Origin of the sequence: Pseudonocardia nigra (assembly GCF_019396355.1) — a bacterium.
In the GTDB taxonomy this organism is placed as follows: domain Bacteria; phylum Actinomycetota; class Actinomycetes; order Mycobacteriales; family Pseudonocardiaceae; genus Pseudonocardia; species Pseudonocardia nigra.
Genome location: NZ_JAHKRK010000015.1, coordinates 52670 through 67818 on the forward strand (window position 1 = coordinate 52670; position 15149 = coordinate 67818).

Consider the following 15149-nt stretch of genomic DNA (forward strand, 5'->3'; position numbering starts at 1 on the left):
CGCCGCCGCACCGGGCACACGCGGTGCCGCGCGCACGTAGGGTGAGCGGGTGTCCCACGCCTCCCGCCGCGCGGCGCTGCGCGCGCTGCTGCCCACCGTGGACGTCGACGCGCTGCTCGTCACGGACCTGGTGAACATCCGCTACCTCACCGGGTTCACCGGCTCGAACGCCGCGCTGCTGGTGCACGCCGACGGGGACGCCGCGAGCCGCTTCTGCACCGACGGGCGGTACCGCACGCAGGCCGCCGAGCAGGTGCCCGACCTCGAGCCGGTGATCGACCGGGCGAGCGCGCTCGCCCTCGCGCGCGGCGCCGCGGGGTGGGGGGTGCGGCGACTCGGCTTCGAGTGCGACGTCGTCACCGTCGACGCCCACGCGGCACTGGACGAGGCGGCGGACGGCGTCACCCTGCTCCGCGGGCCCGGGCTGGTGCAGCGGCTGCGCGTCGTCAAGGACGAGGCGGAGGTCGCGGCGCTGCGGGCCGCGTGCGCCGCGGCCGACGCCGCACTCGCCGACCTGCTCGCCGCGGGCGGGCTGCGGCCGGGCCGCACCGAGCGCGCCGTCGCACTCGACCTCGAGAACCGCATGCGCGAGCACGGTGCCGCCGGGCCGTCGTTCGAGACGATCGTGGCGGCGGGAGCCCACTCCGCGGTGCCGCACCACCGGCCCACGGAGACGGTGCTCGAGGCGGGCGGGTTCGTGAAGCTGGACTTCGGGGCGCTGGTCGAGGGCTACCACTCGGACATGACGCGCACCGTGGTGCTCGGCCGCGCTGCCGGCTGGCAGCGCGAGCTGTACGGGCTCGTCGCGGCCGCGCAGGCCGGCGGGCGGGCCGCCCTCGTCCCGGGCGCGGAGGTGTCCGACGTCGACGCCGCCGCGCGCGGGGTCGTGGAGGCGGCGGGCCGCGGCGAGGAGTTCGTGCACGGCCTGGGCCACGGCGTCGGGCTGGAGATCCACGAGGCGCCCGCGCTGGCGAAGACGGGCACCGGCGCGCTCGCGGCGGGGATGGCGGTCACCGTCGAGCCCGGCGTCTACCTGCCCGGCCGCGGCGGGGTGCGGATCGAGGACACCTTGATCGTCCGCGACGGCGGGCCGGAGCTGTTGACGTGCACCACCAAGGAGTTGCTCGAGGTCTAGCGGTAGGCTGGAGGGCGGACAGGGGCGCCGGTTCCGGCGTCGCCCTCTCGAGGACACCCCAGGGCGCGTGACGGCGGTGTCGGCTTGCCGGCAGTTCCGCGGCCGACCACACGCGGCCCCGCGACAGATGCAGGAGAGATCCCCACGTGGCCACCACGAACGACCTGAAGAACGGCCTGGTGCTCAACCTCGACGGCCAGCTGTGGTCGGTGACGGCGTTCCAGCACGTCAAGCCCGGTAAGGGCGGCGCGTTCGTGCGCACGACCCTCAAGAACGTGCTCACCGGCAAGGTCGTCGACAAGACCTTCAACGCCGGCACCAAGGTCGACACCGCCACCGTCGACCGGCGCGACATGACCTACCTCTACCGCGACGGCGCCGACTTCGTCTTCATGGACGGCGACACGTTCGACCAGATCTCCATCCCGGAGGGCACCGTCGGCGACGCCGCCAACTACATGCTCGAGAACCAGACGGCGATGGTGGCCCTGCACGAGGGCGTGCCGCTGTACGTCGAGCTGCCCACCTCGGTGGAGCTGGTCATCCAGCACACCGACCCGGGCCTGCAGGGCGACCGCTCCACCGGCGGCACCAAGCCCGCCACCCTGGAGACGGGCGCCGAGATCCAGGTGCCGCTGTTCGTCACCACCGGCGAGAAGGTCAAGGTGGACACCCGCGACGGGCGTTACCTGGGCCGCATCTCCAGCTGATGATCAGGGCGCGCACGAGGGCGCGGAAACGCGCGCTCGACATCCTCTTCGAGTCCGAGGCCCGCGGCGACGACCCGGTCGAGGTGCTCACCCAGCGCCGGGAGACCGACGACGCGCCGCCGGTCTCGGACTACGCCGCGATGCTCGTGCAGGGCGTCGTCGAGCACCGGGAGCGCATCGACCAGCTGCTCGCCGAGCACGCCGAGGGCTGGAGCGTCGCGCGGATGCCCGCGGTCGACCGCACCCTGCTGCGGATCGCGGTGTTCGAGCTGCTCTGGGTGGACGAGATCGACGACCCGGTGGCGATCACCGAGGCGGTGGAGCTGGCCAGGAGCCTGTCCACCGACGACAGCCCCCGGTTCCTCAACGGTGTGCTCGGCCGGATCGCCGACATCGCCGAGCACCTGCGCGCCACGCGCTGACCGGCGCAGGTTGCGCGACGGCACATTCGAACGACAGGTTCGCCCGAGAGTGCCGCTCGCGCGAGTTCGCGCGCCTCAGCCGAGCACCCGCAGAGCGGCGCCCACCGCCAGGCCGACGACCAGCAGTGCGCCCGCCTGGCGGACGTGCACCCAGGCGAGCGCGGCGTACCAGAGCGGCCACACCGGGAAGCCCGCCGGCGGCTCCGCGGGCGGTGGCCGCCGGAAGCGGGGCCACACCTTCACCAGCCGCGGCAGCGCCAGCACGACCAGGAGCGCGGGCCACGGCATCGCCCCGACCAGCACGCAGGCCGCGACCAGCACGTAGAACGCGACCATCAGGCCGAGGGTCACGGCGCGGGCCCGCGCGTCGCCCAGCAGGACCGGCAGCGTCCGGATCCCGAGCGGCGCGTCATAGGGGATCTTGTCGATGTGCTTGCCCATGAGCACCGTGGTGCACAGCAGGCCGTAGGGCAGGGACGCGAGCAGCACCGGCCAGCCGATCGTGCCCGTCGCGGCGTAGTAGGTGCCGCCGACCATCAGCGGGCCCCAGACGACGAGCACGTCCGGCTCGCCGAGGCCGCGCTTCTTGAGGCGCAGCGGCGGCGCGGTGTAGGCCACGCTCAGCACGAACCCGGCGAGCGCGAACGCGACCACCGGCCAGCCCCTGGCGGCCGCGAGCACGACCAGTATCAGCAGGTCGGCGGCGTTGACCAGCACGATCGCCGCGACGAGGGTGCGGGTGCCCACGAGGCCGGACAGCACCGGGTGCGGGGCGTAGAGCGCCCGCGGGTAGGCCGCGCTGTCGCTGCCCGCCCGGGTGTCGTACAGGTCGTTCATCAGGTTGTTGGCGACGTGGGCCAGCGTGATGCCGACCACCGCCAGCACGAGCCAGCGCACGTCGAGCCCTGGCGTGCCGACCGCGAGCAGCGCTGCGACGAGGCCGGACACCAGCGTCATCGGCAGCACCGCGGCGCGGGTGACCACGATCCACCGCGTGACGGCGTCGACGGGCCCACCGGGCGGCGGGTTGGTCGTGCGCAGCGCGTACGCCCACGCGCGGACCCGCCCACCCGGTTGCGGCATGGTGGCCATGCTCCACCGTTCCTGCGGCACAGTCACCATGCCGCAGCGACGACGGGCGACGGCGGCCCCGCCGGTGCCTTCCCCGAGCACCCCGGGCCGCCGGACCGGTGTTACGCGGTCGGCCGGGCCTCGGGCGGCAGCACGCCCCAGTCGATGAGCTGGTCGGTGAGCTCGCCGGGCGTCATGTCGTAGATGATCGACAGCGACCGGAGGTCCTCGGCGCGGATCGAGAGCACCTTGCCGTTGTAGTCGCCGCGCTGGCTCTGGATCGCGGCGGCGTAGCGGGCCAGCGGGCCCACCTTGTCCGCCGGCAGTTGCTGGAGCCGCTCCAGGTTGATGACGATCTTCGTGGCGGGCTCGGAGCCGGACGGGATGCGGCCCTCGGGCAGCAGCTCGGCGACGGGCACCCCGTAGAAGTCGGCCAGCTCGGCCAGCTTCTGCACGGTGACCGCGCGGTCGCCCCGCTCGTAGGAGCCCACAACGACCGCCTTCCAGCGACCACCGGACTTCTGCTCGACGCCGTGCAGCGACAACCCCTGCTGCTGCCGGATGGCGCGGAGCTTCCCGCCGAGCGCCTTGGCGTAGTCGCCCATCTGGCGACCTCCTCACTTGCTGGTGCCCCGACCGCGGGACCGGGGTCGTACCTGTCATGCGGGAACCGTGCGGCGCGCAGGAGTGCGCCGGCTCCCGTCCCGAGGTGGTCCCCCGCTACCGCGGCCACCCTGAGAGCAGTGGATCAATACGGAGAGTAATCATGCGCTCGCGCCGCCGTTCGGTCAAGTTGGCTGACCCCTCCCGGTCTGATCAGGGGCGGAGACCACTCGAACGGCTGATCGAGGGGGCCTCGCCAGGTGTTACGTCGACGATCGGCAACGCGCATGCTCCCCCGGATGGTCTCAGCCCGGTCAGCGGGCGGTGACCGCTGGGGTACGTGTGGGTGCCGCTGAGGGTCGCGGGACCGTACGCGGTGTGACGCTGCCGATGCCGGGGCCCGGAACGGCCGGTTCTCGCGTGCCCCGCTGGTAGCGTCGCGGCGACCGGTTTCCTTTAAGGCCCGTCCCGTGAGGCGGGGAAGGAGTGACTCGTGGCGGACGACCGCCGCGGGGACCCGGCAGGCGCGAGCGCCCCCGTGCGCGAGCTGCTCAGCGCCGCCGACGTCACCCGCACCATCGCGCGGATCGCGCACCAGATCATCGAGAAGACCGCGGGGGCCGAGGGCGGCGTGGTCCTCATCGGCATCCCCACCCGCGGCACCGTCGTGGCGCGACGTCTGGCCGCCGCGATCGAGGAGTTCGCCGGCACCGCACCCGCGGTCGGCTCGGTCGACCCGACGCTCTACCGCGACGACCTGCGCCGCCGCCCGGCCCGCGCGCTGGAGGACACCGCGGTGCCGGAGGGCGGGCTGGACGACGCGCTCGTCGTGCTCGTCGACGACGTGCTGATGTCGGGGCGCACGGTGCGGGCCGCGCTGGACGCGTTGAGCGACCACGGCCGCCCGCGCGCGGTGCAGCTCGCCGTGCTCGTCGACCGCGGCCATCGGGAGCTGCCCATCCGCGCCGACTACGTGGGGAAGAACGTGCCGACCGCCCGCGACGAGCAGATCCTCGTGCTGCTGTCGGAGATCGACGGCAGCGACGGCGTCCTGCTGCGGCGGGCGCCTGCGCAGGACGAACCGGGGGAGGAGGGGGCGTGAACGAGCTTGCGAGTTCACCATCGGACACAGCAGCCCGGCGAACGCCTGCGACGAGCGCCGGCGAGGAGGGGGCGTGAAGCATCTGCTCTCGGTCACCGACCTCGACGCCGCCGCGGCCACCGGCCTGCTCGACACGGCCGACCGGCTCAAGCAGGCGCTGCTGGGTCGCGAGGTCCGCAAGCTGCCCACCCTGCGCGGCCGCACCGTGATCACGATGTTCTACGAGAACTCCACCCGCACGCGGGTGTCGTTCGAGGCCGCGGGCAAGTGGATGAGCGCCGACACGATCAACGTCAGCGCGTCCGGCTCATCGGTGTCGAAGGGCGAGTCGCTGCGCGACACTGCGCTCACGCTGTCGGCGATGGGCGCGGACTGCGTGATCGTCCGGCATCCCGCGAGCGGGGCAGCGCACCGCATCGCCGGCTGGATCGACCGGGACGCCGCCGCCACCGGCACGCACACCGCGATCGTCAACGCGGGTGACGGCACCCACGAGCACCCCACCCAGGCGCTGCTCGACGCGGCCACGCTGCGGGACCGGCTCGGCGGCATCGCCGGGCGCCGGATCGGCATCGTCGGCGATGTCCTGCACAGCCGGGTCGCGCGGTCCAACGTGTTCCTGCTCGCCACGCTGGGCGCCGAGGTGGTGCTGGTCGCGCCGCCGACGCTGCTGCCCACCGGCGTCGAGCAGTGGCCGTGCCGCGTGAGCCCGGAGCTGGACGCCGAGCTCCCCGCGCTGGATGCGGTGATGATGCTGCGGGTGCAGGCCGAGCGGATGCACGGGGCGTTCTTCCCGTCCGCCCGCGAGTACGCGATCGGCTACGGCCTGTCGGAGGACCGGGCGGCGCTGCTGCCCGAGCACGCCGCGGTGCTGCACCCCGGCCCGATGGTGCGCGGCATGGAGATCGCGCCCGCGGTGGCCGACAGCCCGCGGGCGGCCGTGCTGGCCCAGGTGTCCAACGGCGTCCACGTCCGCATGGCGGTCCTCTACCACCTCCTGGCGGGAGCCCCCGAGTGAGCGCCACGCCCCCCACCCCACACGCCAGCGAGGTGGCTTTACTGCCACTGGACGGCAGCATGGCCACCTTGCTGCGAACCGGAACGGAGCCCACCACGTGTCCGACCTGCTGATCGCCAACGCTCGGCCCTACGGCGGGGACGCCGTGGACGTGCTCGTGCGCGACGGGGTCGTCGTCGAGATCGGCGCCGGGCTCGCGGCTCCCGAGGGCGTCGAGGTGCTCGACGCCGCCGGCAAGGTCCTGCTGCCCGGTTTCGTCGACCTGCACACCCACCTGCGCGAACCCGGCGGCGAGGAGTCCGAGACCATCGAGACCGGCTCCCGCGCGGCCGCCCTCGGCGGGTACACCGCCGTGTTCGCGATGCCCAACACCGACCCGGTGGCGGACACCGCGGTGGTCGTCGAGCACGTCCGCCGCCGCGGTGAGGAGGTCGGGCTGGTCGACGTCCACCCGGTCGGCGCGGTCACCGTCGGGCTCGAGGGCGTGAAGATGGCCGAGCTGGGAACGATGGCCAGGAGCCGCGCACAGGTGCGGATGTTCTCCGACGACGGCCGCTGCGTCCACGACCCGCTGATCATGCGCCGGGCCCTGGAGTACGCCTCGGCGCTGGACGTCGTGATCGCCCAGCACGCCGAGGACCACCGGCTCACCGCGGGCGCGCAGGCGCACGAGGGAGTGGTGGCGTCCCGGCTGGGGCTGGCCGGCTGGCCCGCCACCGCCGAGGAGACGATCGTCGCCCGTGACTGCGCGCTGGCCCGCGAGGCCGGGGCGGCGCTGCACGTCTGCCACGTCTCCTCGGCGCACACCATCGAGGTGCTCCGCGCGGCGAAGGCGGCCGGGGTGCGGGTGTCGGCCGAGGTCACCCCGCACCACCTGCTGCTCACCGACGCGGCGCTCACGAGCTACGACCCGGTCCACAAGGTCAACCCGCCGCTGCGCACCGGCGAGGACACCAAGGCGATGCGGGCGGCGCTGGCCGAGGGCGTGATCGACGTCGTCGGCACCGACCACGCCCCGCACGCCGCCCAGTACAAGGACACCGAGTGGGCCGCGGCGAAGCCGGGGATGCTCGGTCTGCAGACCGCGCTGTCGGTGGTGGTGCTCGCGTTGGTCGAGCCGGGGCTGCTGGACTGGCGCGGGGTCGCCCGCGTCCTGTCCGAGCGGCCCGCACAGATAGCCGGGCTGCCCGACCAGGGCCGTCCGATCGCGGTCGGCGAGCCCGCTACGTTCGCGCTGGTCGACCCGGACGACGCCTGGACGGTGCGCGGCGCGGCGCTGGCCAGCAAGGCGTCCAACACCCCCTTCGAGGGGATGCGGCTGCCGGCGACGGTGGCCGCGACGGTACTGCGCGGCCGCGTCACGGCGCGCGATGGAGAGGTGATGGCATGAACGGCCCGGCAGTGCTGGTCCTCGAGGACGGCAGGATCTTCCGCGGCGAGGCGTACGGCGCGACCGGTGCGGGGCTGGGCGAGGCCGTGTTCGCCACCGGCATGACCGGCTACCAGGAGACGCTCACCGACCCGTCCTACCACCGGCAGATCGTGGTGCAGACCGCGCCGCAGATCGGCAACACCGGCTGGAACGACGAGGACGACGAGTCCTCGGCGATCCAGGTGGCGGGCTACGTGGTGCGCGACCCCGCGCGCACGCCGTCGAACTGGCGCTCCCGTCGCTCGCTCGGGGACGCGCTCGCCGACCAGGGCGTGGTCGGCGTGGCCGGGGTCGACACTCGCGCACTGGTGCGCCACCTGCGCGAGCGCGGCGCGATGCGCGCCGGGGTGTTCTCCGGCGACGCGCTGGCCCCGGACGCCGAGCTGGTGGAGCGCGTGCTCGCCAGCCCGCCGATGGAGGGCGCCGACCTCTACGGCGCCGTCACCACCCGCGAGCCCTACGTCGTGCCCGCCGAGGGGATCCGCCGCTTCCGGGTGGCCGCCCTCGACGTCGGGATCAAGTTCAACACCCCGCGGATGCTCGCCGCGCGCGGTGTCGAGGTGCACGTGCTGCCCGCCGGCACCACGATCGCGCAGATCGAGGAGCTGGCCCCGGACGGCTTCTTCCTGTCCAACGGCCCGGGTGACCCCGCCACGGCGGACGGCCCGGTGGAGCTGACCCGGCAGGTGCTCGAGCGGCGCATTCCACTGTTCGGCATCTGCTTCGGCAACCAGATCCTCGGCCGCGCGCTGGGCCGGGGGACGTACAAGATGCGCTACGGCCACCGCGGCATCAACATCCCCGTCGTGGAGCACGCCACCGGCCGCGTCGCGATCACCTCCCAGAACCACGGGTTCGCCGTGGAGGGTGAGGCGGGGGAGCGGTTCGACACCCCGTTCGGCGCCGCCGAGATCACCCACACCTGCCCGAACGACGGCACCGTCGAAGGCCTGCAGGCCCTCGAGGTGCCCGCGTTCAGCGTGCAGTACCACCCCGAGGCGGCGGCGGGCCCGCACGACGCCGCCGACCTGTTCGACCGCTTCGTCGAACTGATGGACGACGGCCGCGCCCCCGGCCGGCACCGCCTGACCGAGGAGGGCGCCTGATGCCACGCCGCGAGGACATCCACCACGTCATGGTGATCGGCTCCGGGCCGATCGTCATCGGCCAGGCCGCCGAGTTCGACTACTCCGGCACCCAGGCCTGCCGGGTGCTGCAGGCCGAGGGGATCCGCGTCTCCCTGGTCAACTCCAACCCGGCCACGATCATGACCGACCCGGAGTTCGCCGACGCGACCTACATCGAGCCGGTCACCCCGGAGTACGTCGAGCAGGTCATCGCCGCCGAGCGACCGGACGCGATCCTCGCCACGCTCGGCGGGCAGACCGCGCTCAACACCGCGGTCGCGCTGCACGAGAACGGTGCGCTGGAGCGCTACGGCGTGGAGCTGATCGGCGCCGACATCGACGCCATCCAGCGCGGTGAGGACCGGCTGAAGTTCAAGGAGATCGTGCAGTCGGTCGGCGGTGACGTGCCGCGCTCGGCGGTCTGCCACTCGATGGACGAGGTGCGCTCCGCGGTCGCCGAGCTGGGGCTGCCGGTGGTGATCCGGCCGTCGTTCACGATGGGCGGGCTCGGGTCCGGCATGGCCCACACCCCCAAGGACCTCGAGCGCCTCGCCGGCGCCGGGCTCGACGCCTCCCCGGTCACGGAGGTGCTCATCGAGGAGTCCGTGCTCGGGTGGAAGGAGTACGAGCTCGAGCTGATGCGCGACCACGCCGACAACGTCGTGGTCATCTGCTCGATCGAGAACCTCGACCCGATGGGCGTGCACACCGGCGACTCGATCACGGTCGCGCCGGCGATGACGCTCACCGACCGCGAGTACCAGCACATGCGCGACGTCGGTATCGCCGTGCTGCGCGCGGTCGGCGTCGACACCGGCGGCTGCAACATCCAGTTCGCGATCCACCCCGAGACCGGGCGCCTGGTCGTCATCGAGATGAACCCGCGGGTGTCGCGGTCCTCGGCGCTGGCGTCGAAGGCCACCGGGTTCCCGATCGCGAAGATCGCCGCGAAGCTCGCCGTCGGCTACACGCTCGACGAGATCCGCAACGACATCACCGGCGAGACGCCGGCGGCGTTCGAGCCGACGCTCGACTACGTCGTGGTGAAGATCCCCCGTTTCGCCTTCGAGAAGTTCACCGGCGCCGACCCCGAGCTCACCACCACGATGAAGAGCGTGGGCGAGGCGATGGCGCTGGGCCGGTCCTTCCCCGAGGCACTGGGCAAGGCGCTGCGCTCGATGGAGACCTCCCGTGCGGGGTTCTGGACCAAGCCCGACCGCGACGAGGTCGGCGACATCACCACCCCCACCGACGGGCGCATCTACGCCGTCGAGCACGCGCTGCGCGCCGGCTCGAGCGTGGCCGAGGTGGCGCAGCGCACGGGCATCGACCCGTGGTTCCTCGACCAGATCGCCGCACTCGGCGAGCTGCGCCGCGAGATCGAGGCCGCCGCGGTGCTCGACGAGCCGCTGCTGCGCCGGGCGAAGCGGGCGGGGCTGTCGGACCGCCAGCTCGCCGTGCTGCGCCCGGAGTTCGCCGGCGAGGACGGGGTGCGTGCGCTGCGGCACCGCCTCGGCGTGCGGCCGGTCTACAAGACGGTCGACACCTGCGCCGCGGAGTTCGCGGCGAAGACGCCCTACCACTACAGCGCCTACGAGACCGACCCCGCCGCGGAGTCGGAGGTGGCGCCGCAGACCGAGAAGCCGAAGGTGCTCATCCTCGGCTCCGGGCCCAACCGGATCGGGCAGGGCATCGAGTTCGACTACTCCTGCGTGCACGCGGTGATGGCGCTGCGCGAGGCCGGGTTCGAGACCGTGATGGTCAACTGCAACCCGGAGACGGTGTCCACCGACTACGACACGGCCGACCGGCTCTACTTCGAGCCGCTCACGTTCGAGGACGTGCTGGAGGTCGTGCACGCAGAACAGGCCTCCGGCACCGTCGTCGGCGTGATCGTGCAGCTGGGCGGGCAGACGCCGCTCGGCCTGGCCGAACGGCTCACCGCGGCCGGCGTGCCCGTCGTCGGGACCTCCGCCGCGGCGATCGACCTCGCCGAGGACCGCGGGGCGTTCGGCGAGGTGCTGCGCGCGGCCGGCCTCCCGGCGCCCGCGTTCGGCATGGCCACGTCGTTCGCGCAGGCCCGCGACATCGCCGAGCGCATCGGCTACCCGGTGCTCGTCCGCCCGTCCTACGTCCTGGGCGGGCGCGGCATGGAGATCGTCTACGACGACGAGTCGCTCGCCGGCTACATCTCCCGCGCCACGGCCATCAGCCAGGAGCGCCCGGTGCTGGTCGACCGGTTCCTCGACGACGCCATCGAGATCGACGTCGACGCGCTGTGCGACGGCGACGAGGTGTTCATCGGCGGCGTGATGGAGCACATCGAGGAGGCCGGGGTGCACTCCGGCGACTCCTCCTGCACCCTCCCGCCGATCACCCTGGGGCGCAGCATCCTCGCGCAGGTGCGCCGCTCCACCGAGGCGATCGCCCGCGGCGTGGGTGTGCGGGGGCTGCTCAACGTCCAGTACGCGCTGCACGGCGAGACGCTCTACGTGCTGGAGGCCAACCCGCGGGCGTCGCGCACGGTGCCGTTCGTGTCCAAGGCGACGGCGGTGCCGCTGGCCAAGGCGGCCGCCCGCGTTATGCTCGGGGCCACGATCGCGCAGCTGCGCGGCGAGGGGCTGCTGCCCGCCGACGGCGACGGCCTCGAGCTGCCGCCGGACGCCCCGGTCGCGGTGAAGGAGGCCGTGCTGCCGTTCCACCGGTTCCGCACCCGCGAGGGCCACGGCGTCGACCCGCTGCTCGGCCCGGAGATGAAGTCCACCGGCGAGGTGATGGGCTTCGACTCCGCGTTCGGCCCGGCGTTCGCGAAGTCCCAGGCGGGGGCCTACGGCTCGCTGCCGACGTCCGGGCGGGTGTTCGTCTCGATCGCCGACCGCGACAAGCGGGCCATGGTGTTCCCGGTGCGGCGGCTCGCCGACCTCGGGTTCGAGGTGCTCGCCACGGCGGGCACGGCCGACGTGCTGCGCCGCAACGGGATCGACGCCACCGTGGTGCGCAAGCACAGCGAGAGCGCCGCGGGCGAGACGGTCGTCGACCGGATCCTCGCCGGGGACGTCGACCTCATCGTCAACACCCCGTACGGCAACTCCGGGCCTCGGGTGGACGGCTACGAGATCCGAGCCGCCGCGGTGTCCCGCGGCGTCCCGTGCATCACCACGGTGCAGGGGGCGGCGGCCGCCGTGCAGGGCATCGAGGCGCTCAAGGCCGGCCAGATCGGGGTGCGCTCGCTGCAGGACGCGCACGCCGCGCTGCGGAAGTCCCGCTCGTGAGCGGTCCCGGCGTGACGTTCGGGCAGCGGCTGCACGACGTCGTCGCCGCGTTCGGTGCGCTGTGCGTGGGGATCGACCCGCACCCGTCGCTGCTGGCGGAGTGGGGCCTCACCGACGACGCCGACGGGCTGGCGCGGTTCGCCGACGGTTGCGTGGCCGCGCTCGCGGGGCACGTGGCCGTGGTGAAGCCGCAGTCGGCGTTCTTCGAACGGCACGGCTCCCGCGGGGTCGCCGTGCTGGAGCGGGTGCTCGCGGCCTTCGCGGACACTCCCACGCTGACGGTGCTCGACGTCAAGCGCGGTGACATCGGCTCCACGATGGACGGCTACGCCGATGCGTACCTCGGGGTGGGTGCCCCGCTGGGCGCCGACGCCGTGACGCTGTCGCCCTACCTCGGGTTCGGCTCGCTGGCCCCGGCGCTCACCGCCGCGGCCGACGCGGGCCGGGGCGTGTTCGTCCTGGCCCGCACGTCGAACCCGGAGGGCGGTGAGGTCCAGCTCGCCGACTCGGCGGGTCGCAGCGTCGCCCAGACGATCGTCGACGCCGCCGCTGCGGCCAACGCGGGGAGCACGCCGGTGGGCGACGTCGGCGTGGTCGTCGGCGCCACCGCGGACCACGGGCTGGACCTGTCGGGCCTGAACGGTCCCGTGCTGGTCCCGGGGCTCGGGGCGCAGGGCGCTGGCCCGGCCGACGTCATCGCGCGGTTCGCGGGCGTCTCGGGGCTCGTGCTCCCCACCGCCTCGCGGTCGGTGCTGCGCGCGGGGCCCGACCCGGTCGCCGTGCGGGGCGCCGCCGCGGCGCTGCAGGACGAGTTCGCCGTCACAGAGTGATCATCACCTCTCGCCCGAGGCGTTGACCATCGCTCCGGGCGGCGCCGGGCGTCCTCCGCAGGCGCCGCCCACAGGCCGTTCCGGTGCGCCGAACGGGCGGGTCGCGTACGGGGATCGACGCCTCCGCGTGGTATCACCCGACCGGGTGGCCATCCGGAGGAACCCCAGGTGGCACCCCCCGTTTCCCCTCTCGAAAGGGGCGTGAGTACGTTCGGTGGAACCCGCGGGCAGGCCCGCGACGGTGTGGTGAGGATGCGCCCTGATTCCAGGCCGCACGACGAAAGACGGAGGAGACCGTGGCCCTTCCCCAGCTGACCGAGGAACAGCGTGCTGCCGCCTTGGAGAAGGCGGCTGCGGCGCGCCGGGCCCGGGCCGAGCTGAAGGACCGGCTCAAGCGCGGCGGGACCACCCTCGGGGAGGTCCTGAAGCAGTCCGACACCGACGAGGTGCTGGGCAAGATGAAGGTCTCGGCCCTGCTCGAGGCGATGCCCGGCGTCGGCAAGGTCCGCGCCGCCCAGATCATGGAGCGGCTCGAGATCGCGCCGTCGCGCCGGCTGCGCGGGCTGGGCGACCGGCAGCGCAAGGCGCTGCTGGCCGACTTCGAGTCCTGAGCCCGGTCACCGGTACGGGAGAGCGAAGATCATGGAGCACGACGCCCGGAGGGGCCGGCTGATCGTTCTGGCCGGCCCCTCCGGCGTCGGCAAGAGCAGTGTCGTCGCCGAGGTCCGGGCCCAGGTTCCCGAGCTGTTCTTCAGCGTGTCGGCCACCACGCGGGACCCGCGTCCCGGCGAGGTCGACGGGGTGCACTACCGGTTCGTGGGGCCTGCCGGGTTCGACGGCCTGATCGAGCGCGGCGAGCTGCTCGAGTGGGCCGAGATCCACGGCGGGCTGCAGCGGTCCGGCACCCCGCGGGAGCCGGTGGAACGGGCACTCACCGAGGGCCGCCCGGTGCTCGTCGAGGTGGATCTGCAGGGGGCGCGCGCGATCAAGGTCGTGCTCCCGGAGGCCGTCACGGTCTTCCTGGAACCGCCGTCGTTCGACGAGCTGGCGCGTCGGCTGCGCGGCCGCGGCACGGAGTCCGACGCCCAGTACGCCCGCCGGCTCGAGACCGCGCGCGAGGAACTCGCCTCGCGCAGCGAGTTCGACGTCGTCGTGGTGAACGACGACGTCAAGGCCGCCGCGTCGCGGTTGGTAGAATTGCTGGCCTGAGCGGAGTTCGCGAAGCGCACATCACCGCGGAGCGGGCGATCCCGGTTCAGTCCCCACTTTCTTGGAGCATTCTTCGTGAGCATGCCGCTGACCGGCACCATCGCCGGTTCCACGCCCGAGGGCATCACCAATCCGCCCATCGACGACCTGCTGGGTCAGGTGAGCTCGAAGTACGCGCTGGTGATCTACGCCGCGAAGCGCGCCCGCCAGATCAACGACTACTACTCGCAGCTCGGTGAGGGTCTGCTGGAGTATGTCGGGCCGCTCGTGGAGCCGGGCCCGCGCGAGAAGCCGCTGTCGATCGCGATGCGCGAGATCCAGGCCGGCATGCTCGAGCACACCGAGGGCGAGTAGGTGCCGGCCCCTCGCGTCCTCCTCGGGGTCGCCGGGGGCATCGCGGCCTACAAGAGCGCGGAGCTGCTGCGCAGGCTCACCGAGTCCGGCCACTCCGTGCGGGTGCTGCCCACCGCGTCGGCGCTGGAGTTCGTCGGGGCCGCCACGTTCGAGGCGCTGTCGGGGCAGCCGGTGCACACGGGCGTCTTCACCGACGTCCCGTCGGTGCCGCACGTGAAGCTCGGCCAGGAGGCCCACCTCGTCGTCGTCGCGCCCGCCACCGCCGACCTGCTGGCGCGCGCCGCGGCCGGTCGGGCCGACGACCTGCTGACCGCGTCGCTGCTCACCGCGCGCTGCCCGGTGCTGTTCGCGCCCGCGATGCACACGGAGATGTGGGAGCACCCGGCCACGCAGGCCAACGTCGCGCTGCTGCGCTCCCGCGGCGCCGTCGTGCTCGAGCCCGCCTCTGGGCGCCTGACCGGGAAGGACACCGGCCCCGGCCGGCTGCCCGACCCGGCGGAGATCGCCGACCTGGCCCGGCTGCTGCTCGAACGCGCCGACGCCCTGCCCCAGGACCTGACGGGGCGGCGGGTCGTGGTGTCGGCGGGCGGCACCCGTGAGGCGCTCGACCCGGTGCGGTTCCTCGGCAACCGCTCGTCCGGGCGGCAGGGCTACGCGCTGGCCCGGGTCGCGGCCCAGCGCGGCGCGGCGGTCACGCTCGTGGCCGCCCACACCGCCGACCTGGGTGACCCGGCCGGAGTCGACGTCGTGCGCGTCGGCTCGGCCGCCGAGCTGCGCGAGGCGATGCGGGGGGCGGCGAAGGGGGCCGACGCGGTGGTGATGGGCGCCGCCGTGGCCGACTTCCGGCCGGTGGCGGCGGGCGGA

General features: G+C 73.6%; 15 protein-coding genes. 13 read left to right on the top strand and 2 right to left on the bottom strand.

What is annotated here, in order from left to right; all coding sequences use genetic code 11:
• Window positions 1-49: 49 nt before the first annotated feature.
• The 3 genes from KME75_RS06450 (at window position 50) to nusB (ending at window position 2267) form a co-directional block, all read left to right on the top strand.
• Window positions 50-1135 carry an aminopeptidase P family protein gene (locus KME75_RS06450; protein ID WP_219413608.1) on the top strand — a complete coding sequence of 362 codons (1086 nt, stop codon included), beginning with the start codon at window positions 50-52 and terminating at the stop codon, window positions 1133-1135.
• A 146-nt stretch (window positions 1136-1281) separates the two neighbouring features.
• Window positions 1282-1845, top strand: a complete 564-nt coding sequence (gene efp / locus KME75_RS06455) for an elongation factor P (protein ID WP_219413609.1) — start codon at window positions 1282-1284, stop codon at window positions 1843-1845.
• 2 nt (window positions 1846-1847) lie between these two features.
• On the top strand, window positions 1848-2267 hold the full coding sequence (gene nusB, locus KME75_RS06460) for a transcription antitermination factor NusB (RefSeq protein WP_219413624.1): 420 nt from the start codon (window positions 1848-1850) through the stop codon (window positions 2265-2267).
• 75 nt (window positions 2268-2342) lie between these two features.
• On the opposite strand, the gene KME75_RS06465 is transcribed toward nusB, so the two are convergent.
• Both KME75_RS06465 and bldD read right to left on the bottom strand, forming a co-directional pair.
• On the bottom strand, window positions 2343-3359 hold the full coding sequence (locus KME75_RS06465) for a prenyltransferase (protein ID WP_219413610.1): 1017 nt from the start codon (window positions 3357-3359) through the stop codon (window positions 2343-2345).
• Between the two features lie 101 nt (window positions 3360-3460).
• The gene (bldD, locus tag KME75_RS06470) at window positions 3461-3943 is read right to left on the bottom strand and encodes a transcriptional regulator BldD (RefSeq protein WP_219413611.1); all 483 of its coding nucleotides are present in this window, start codon (window positions 3941-3943) and stop codon (window positions 3461-3463) included.
• A gap of 491 nt (window positions 3944-4434) precedes the next feature.
• Between bldD and pyrR the strand changes: the two genes are divergently transcribed.
• The 10 genes from pyrR to coaBC all read left to right on the top strand — a co-directional run.
• Entirely contained in the window at window positions 4435-5043 is a 609-nt protein-coding gene (pyrR, locus tag KME75_RS06475; protein ID WP_219413612.1) for a bifunctional pyr operon transcriptional regulator/uracil phosphoribosyltransferase PyrR, read from the top strand.
• Window positions 5044-5116: 73 nt separating this feature from the next.
• Window positions 5117-6061 (top strand): aspartate carbamoyltransferase catalytic subunit, encoded by a 945-nt coding sequence (locus KME75_RS06480; protein ID WP_219413613.1) that lies wholly within the window; start codon window positions 5117-5119, stop codon window positions 6059-6061.
• 97 nt (window positions 6062-6158) lie between these two features.
• Entirely contained in the window at window positions 6159-7451 is a 1293-nt protein-coding gene (locus KME75_RS06485) for a dihydroorotase (protein WP_219413614.1), read from the top strand.
• Window positions 7448-8599: a glutamine-hydrolyzing carbamoyl-phosphate synthase small subunit gene (carA, locus tag KME75_RS06490; protein ID WP_219413615.1), complete on the top strand. Its 1152-nt coding sequence runs from the start codon at window positions 7448-7450 to the stop codon at window positions 8597-8599. Before KME75_RS06485 ends, carA begins: the two co-directional genes overlap by 4 nt.
• Window positions 8599-11892, top strand: coding sequence for a carbamoyl-phosphate synthase large subunit (gene carB / locus KME75_RS06495; RefSeq protein ID WP_219413616.1), 3294 nt, complete (start codon window positions 8599-8601; stop codon window positions 11890-11892). The genes carA and carB overlap by 1 nt, the downstream gene beginning before the upstream one ends.
• Entirely contained in the window at window positions 11889-12722 is an 834-nt protein-coding gene (gene pyrF, locus KME75_RS06500) for an orotidine-5'-phosphate decarboxylase (RefSeq protein WP_308282601.1), read from the top strand. The genes carB and pyrF overlap by 4 nt, the downstream gene beginning before the upstream one ends.
• A gap of 296 nt (window positions 12723-13018) precedes the next feature.
• On the top strand, window positions 13019-13333 hold the full coding sequence (mihF, locus tag KME75_RS06505) for an integration host factor, actinobacterial type (RefSeq protein WP_094928871.1): 315 nt from the start codon (window positions 13019-13021) through the stop codon (window positions 13331-13333).
• A gap of 31 nt (window positions 13334-13364) precedes the next feature.
• On the top strand, window positions 13365-13931 hold the full coding sequence (gene gmk, locus KME75_RS06510) for a guanylate kinase (protein ID WP_219413617.1): 567 nt from the start codon (window positions 13365-13367) through the stop codon (window positions 13929-13931).
• Window positions 13932-14012: 81 nt separating this feature from the next.
• Window positions 14013-14285 (top strand): DNA-directed RNA polymerase subunit omega, encoded by a 273-nt coding sequence (rpoZ, locus tag KME75_RS06515; protein ID WP_219413626.1) that lies wholly within the window; start codon window positions 14013-14015, stop codon window positions 14283-14285.
• The coding region (coaBC, locus tag KME75_RS06520; RefSeq protein WP_219413618.1) for a bifunctional phosphopantothenoylcysteine decarboxylase/phosphopantothenate--cysteine ligase CoaBC at window positions 14286-15149 on the top strand (864 nt) is incomplete at its 3' end.

What these genes read in the sequence shown, in the direction of transcription:
- KME75_RS06465 (WP_219413610.1), bottom strand. Translation starts at nt 3,359, where the DNA reads ATGGCCACCATGCCGCAACCGGGTGGGCGGGTCCGCGCGTGGGCGTAC.
- bldD (WP_219413611.1), bottom strand. Translation starts at nt 3,943, where the DNA reads ATGGGCGACTACGCCAAGGCGCTCGGCGGGAAGCTCCGCGCCATCCGG.
- carA (WP_219413615.1), top strand. Translation starts at nt 7,448, where the DNA reads ATGAACGGCCCGGCAGTGCTGGTCCTCGAGGACGGCAGGATCTTCCGC.
- carB (WP_219413616.1), top strand. Translation starts at nt 8,599, where the DNA reads ATGCCACGCCGCGAGGACATCCACCACGTCATGGTGATCGGCTCCGGG.
- gmk (WP_219413617.1), top strand. Translation starts at nt 13,365, where the DNA reads ATGGAGCACGACGCCCGGAGGGGCCGGCTGATCGTTCTGGCCGGCCCC.
- rpoZ (WP_219413626.1), top strand. Translation starts at nt 14,013, where the DNA reads ATGCCGCTGACCGGCACCATCGCCGGTTCCACGCCCGAGGGCATCACC.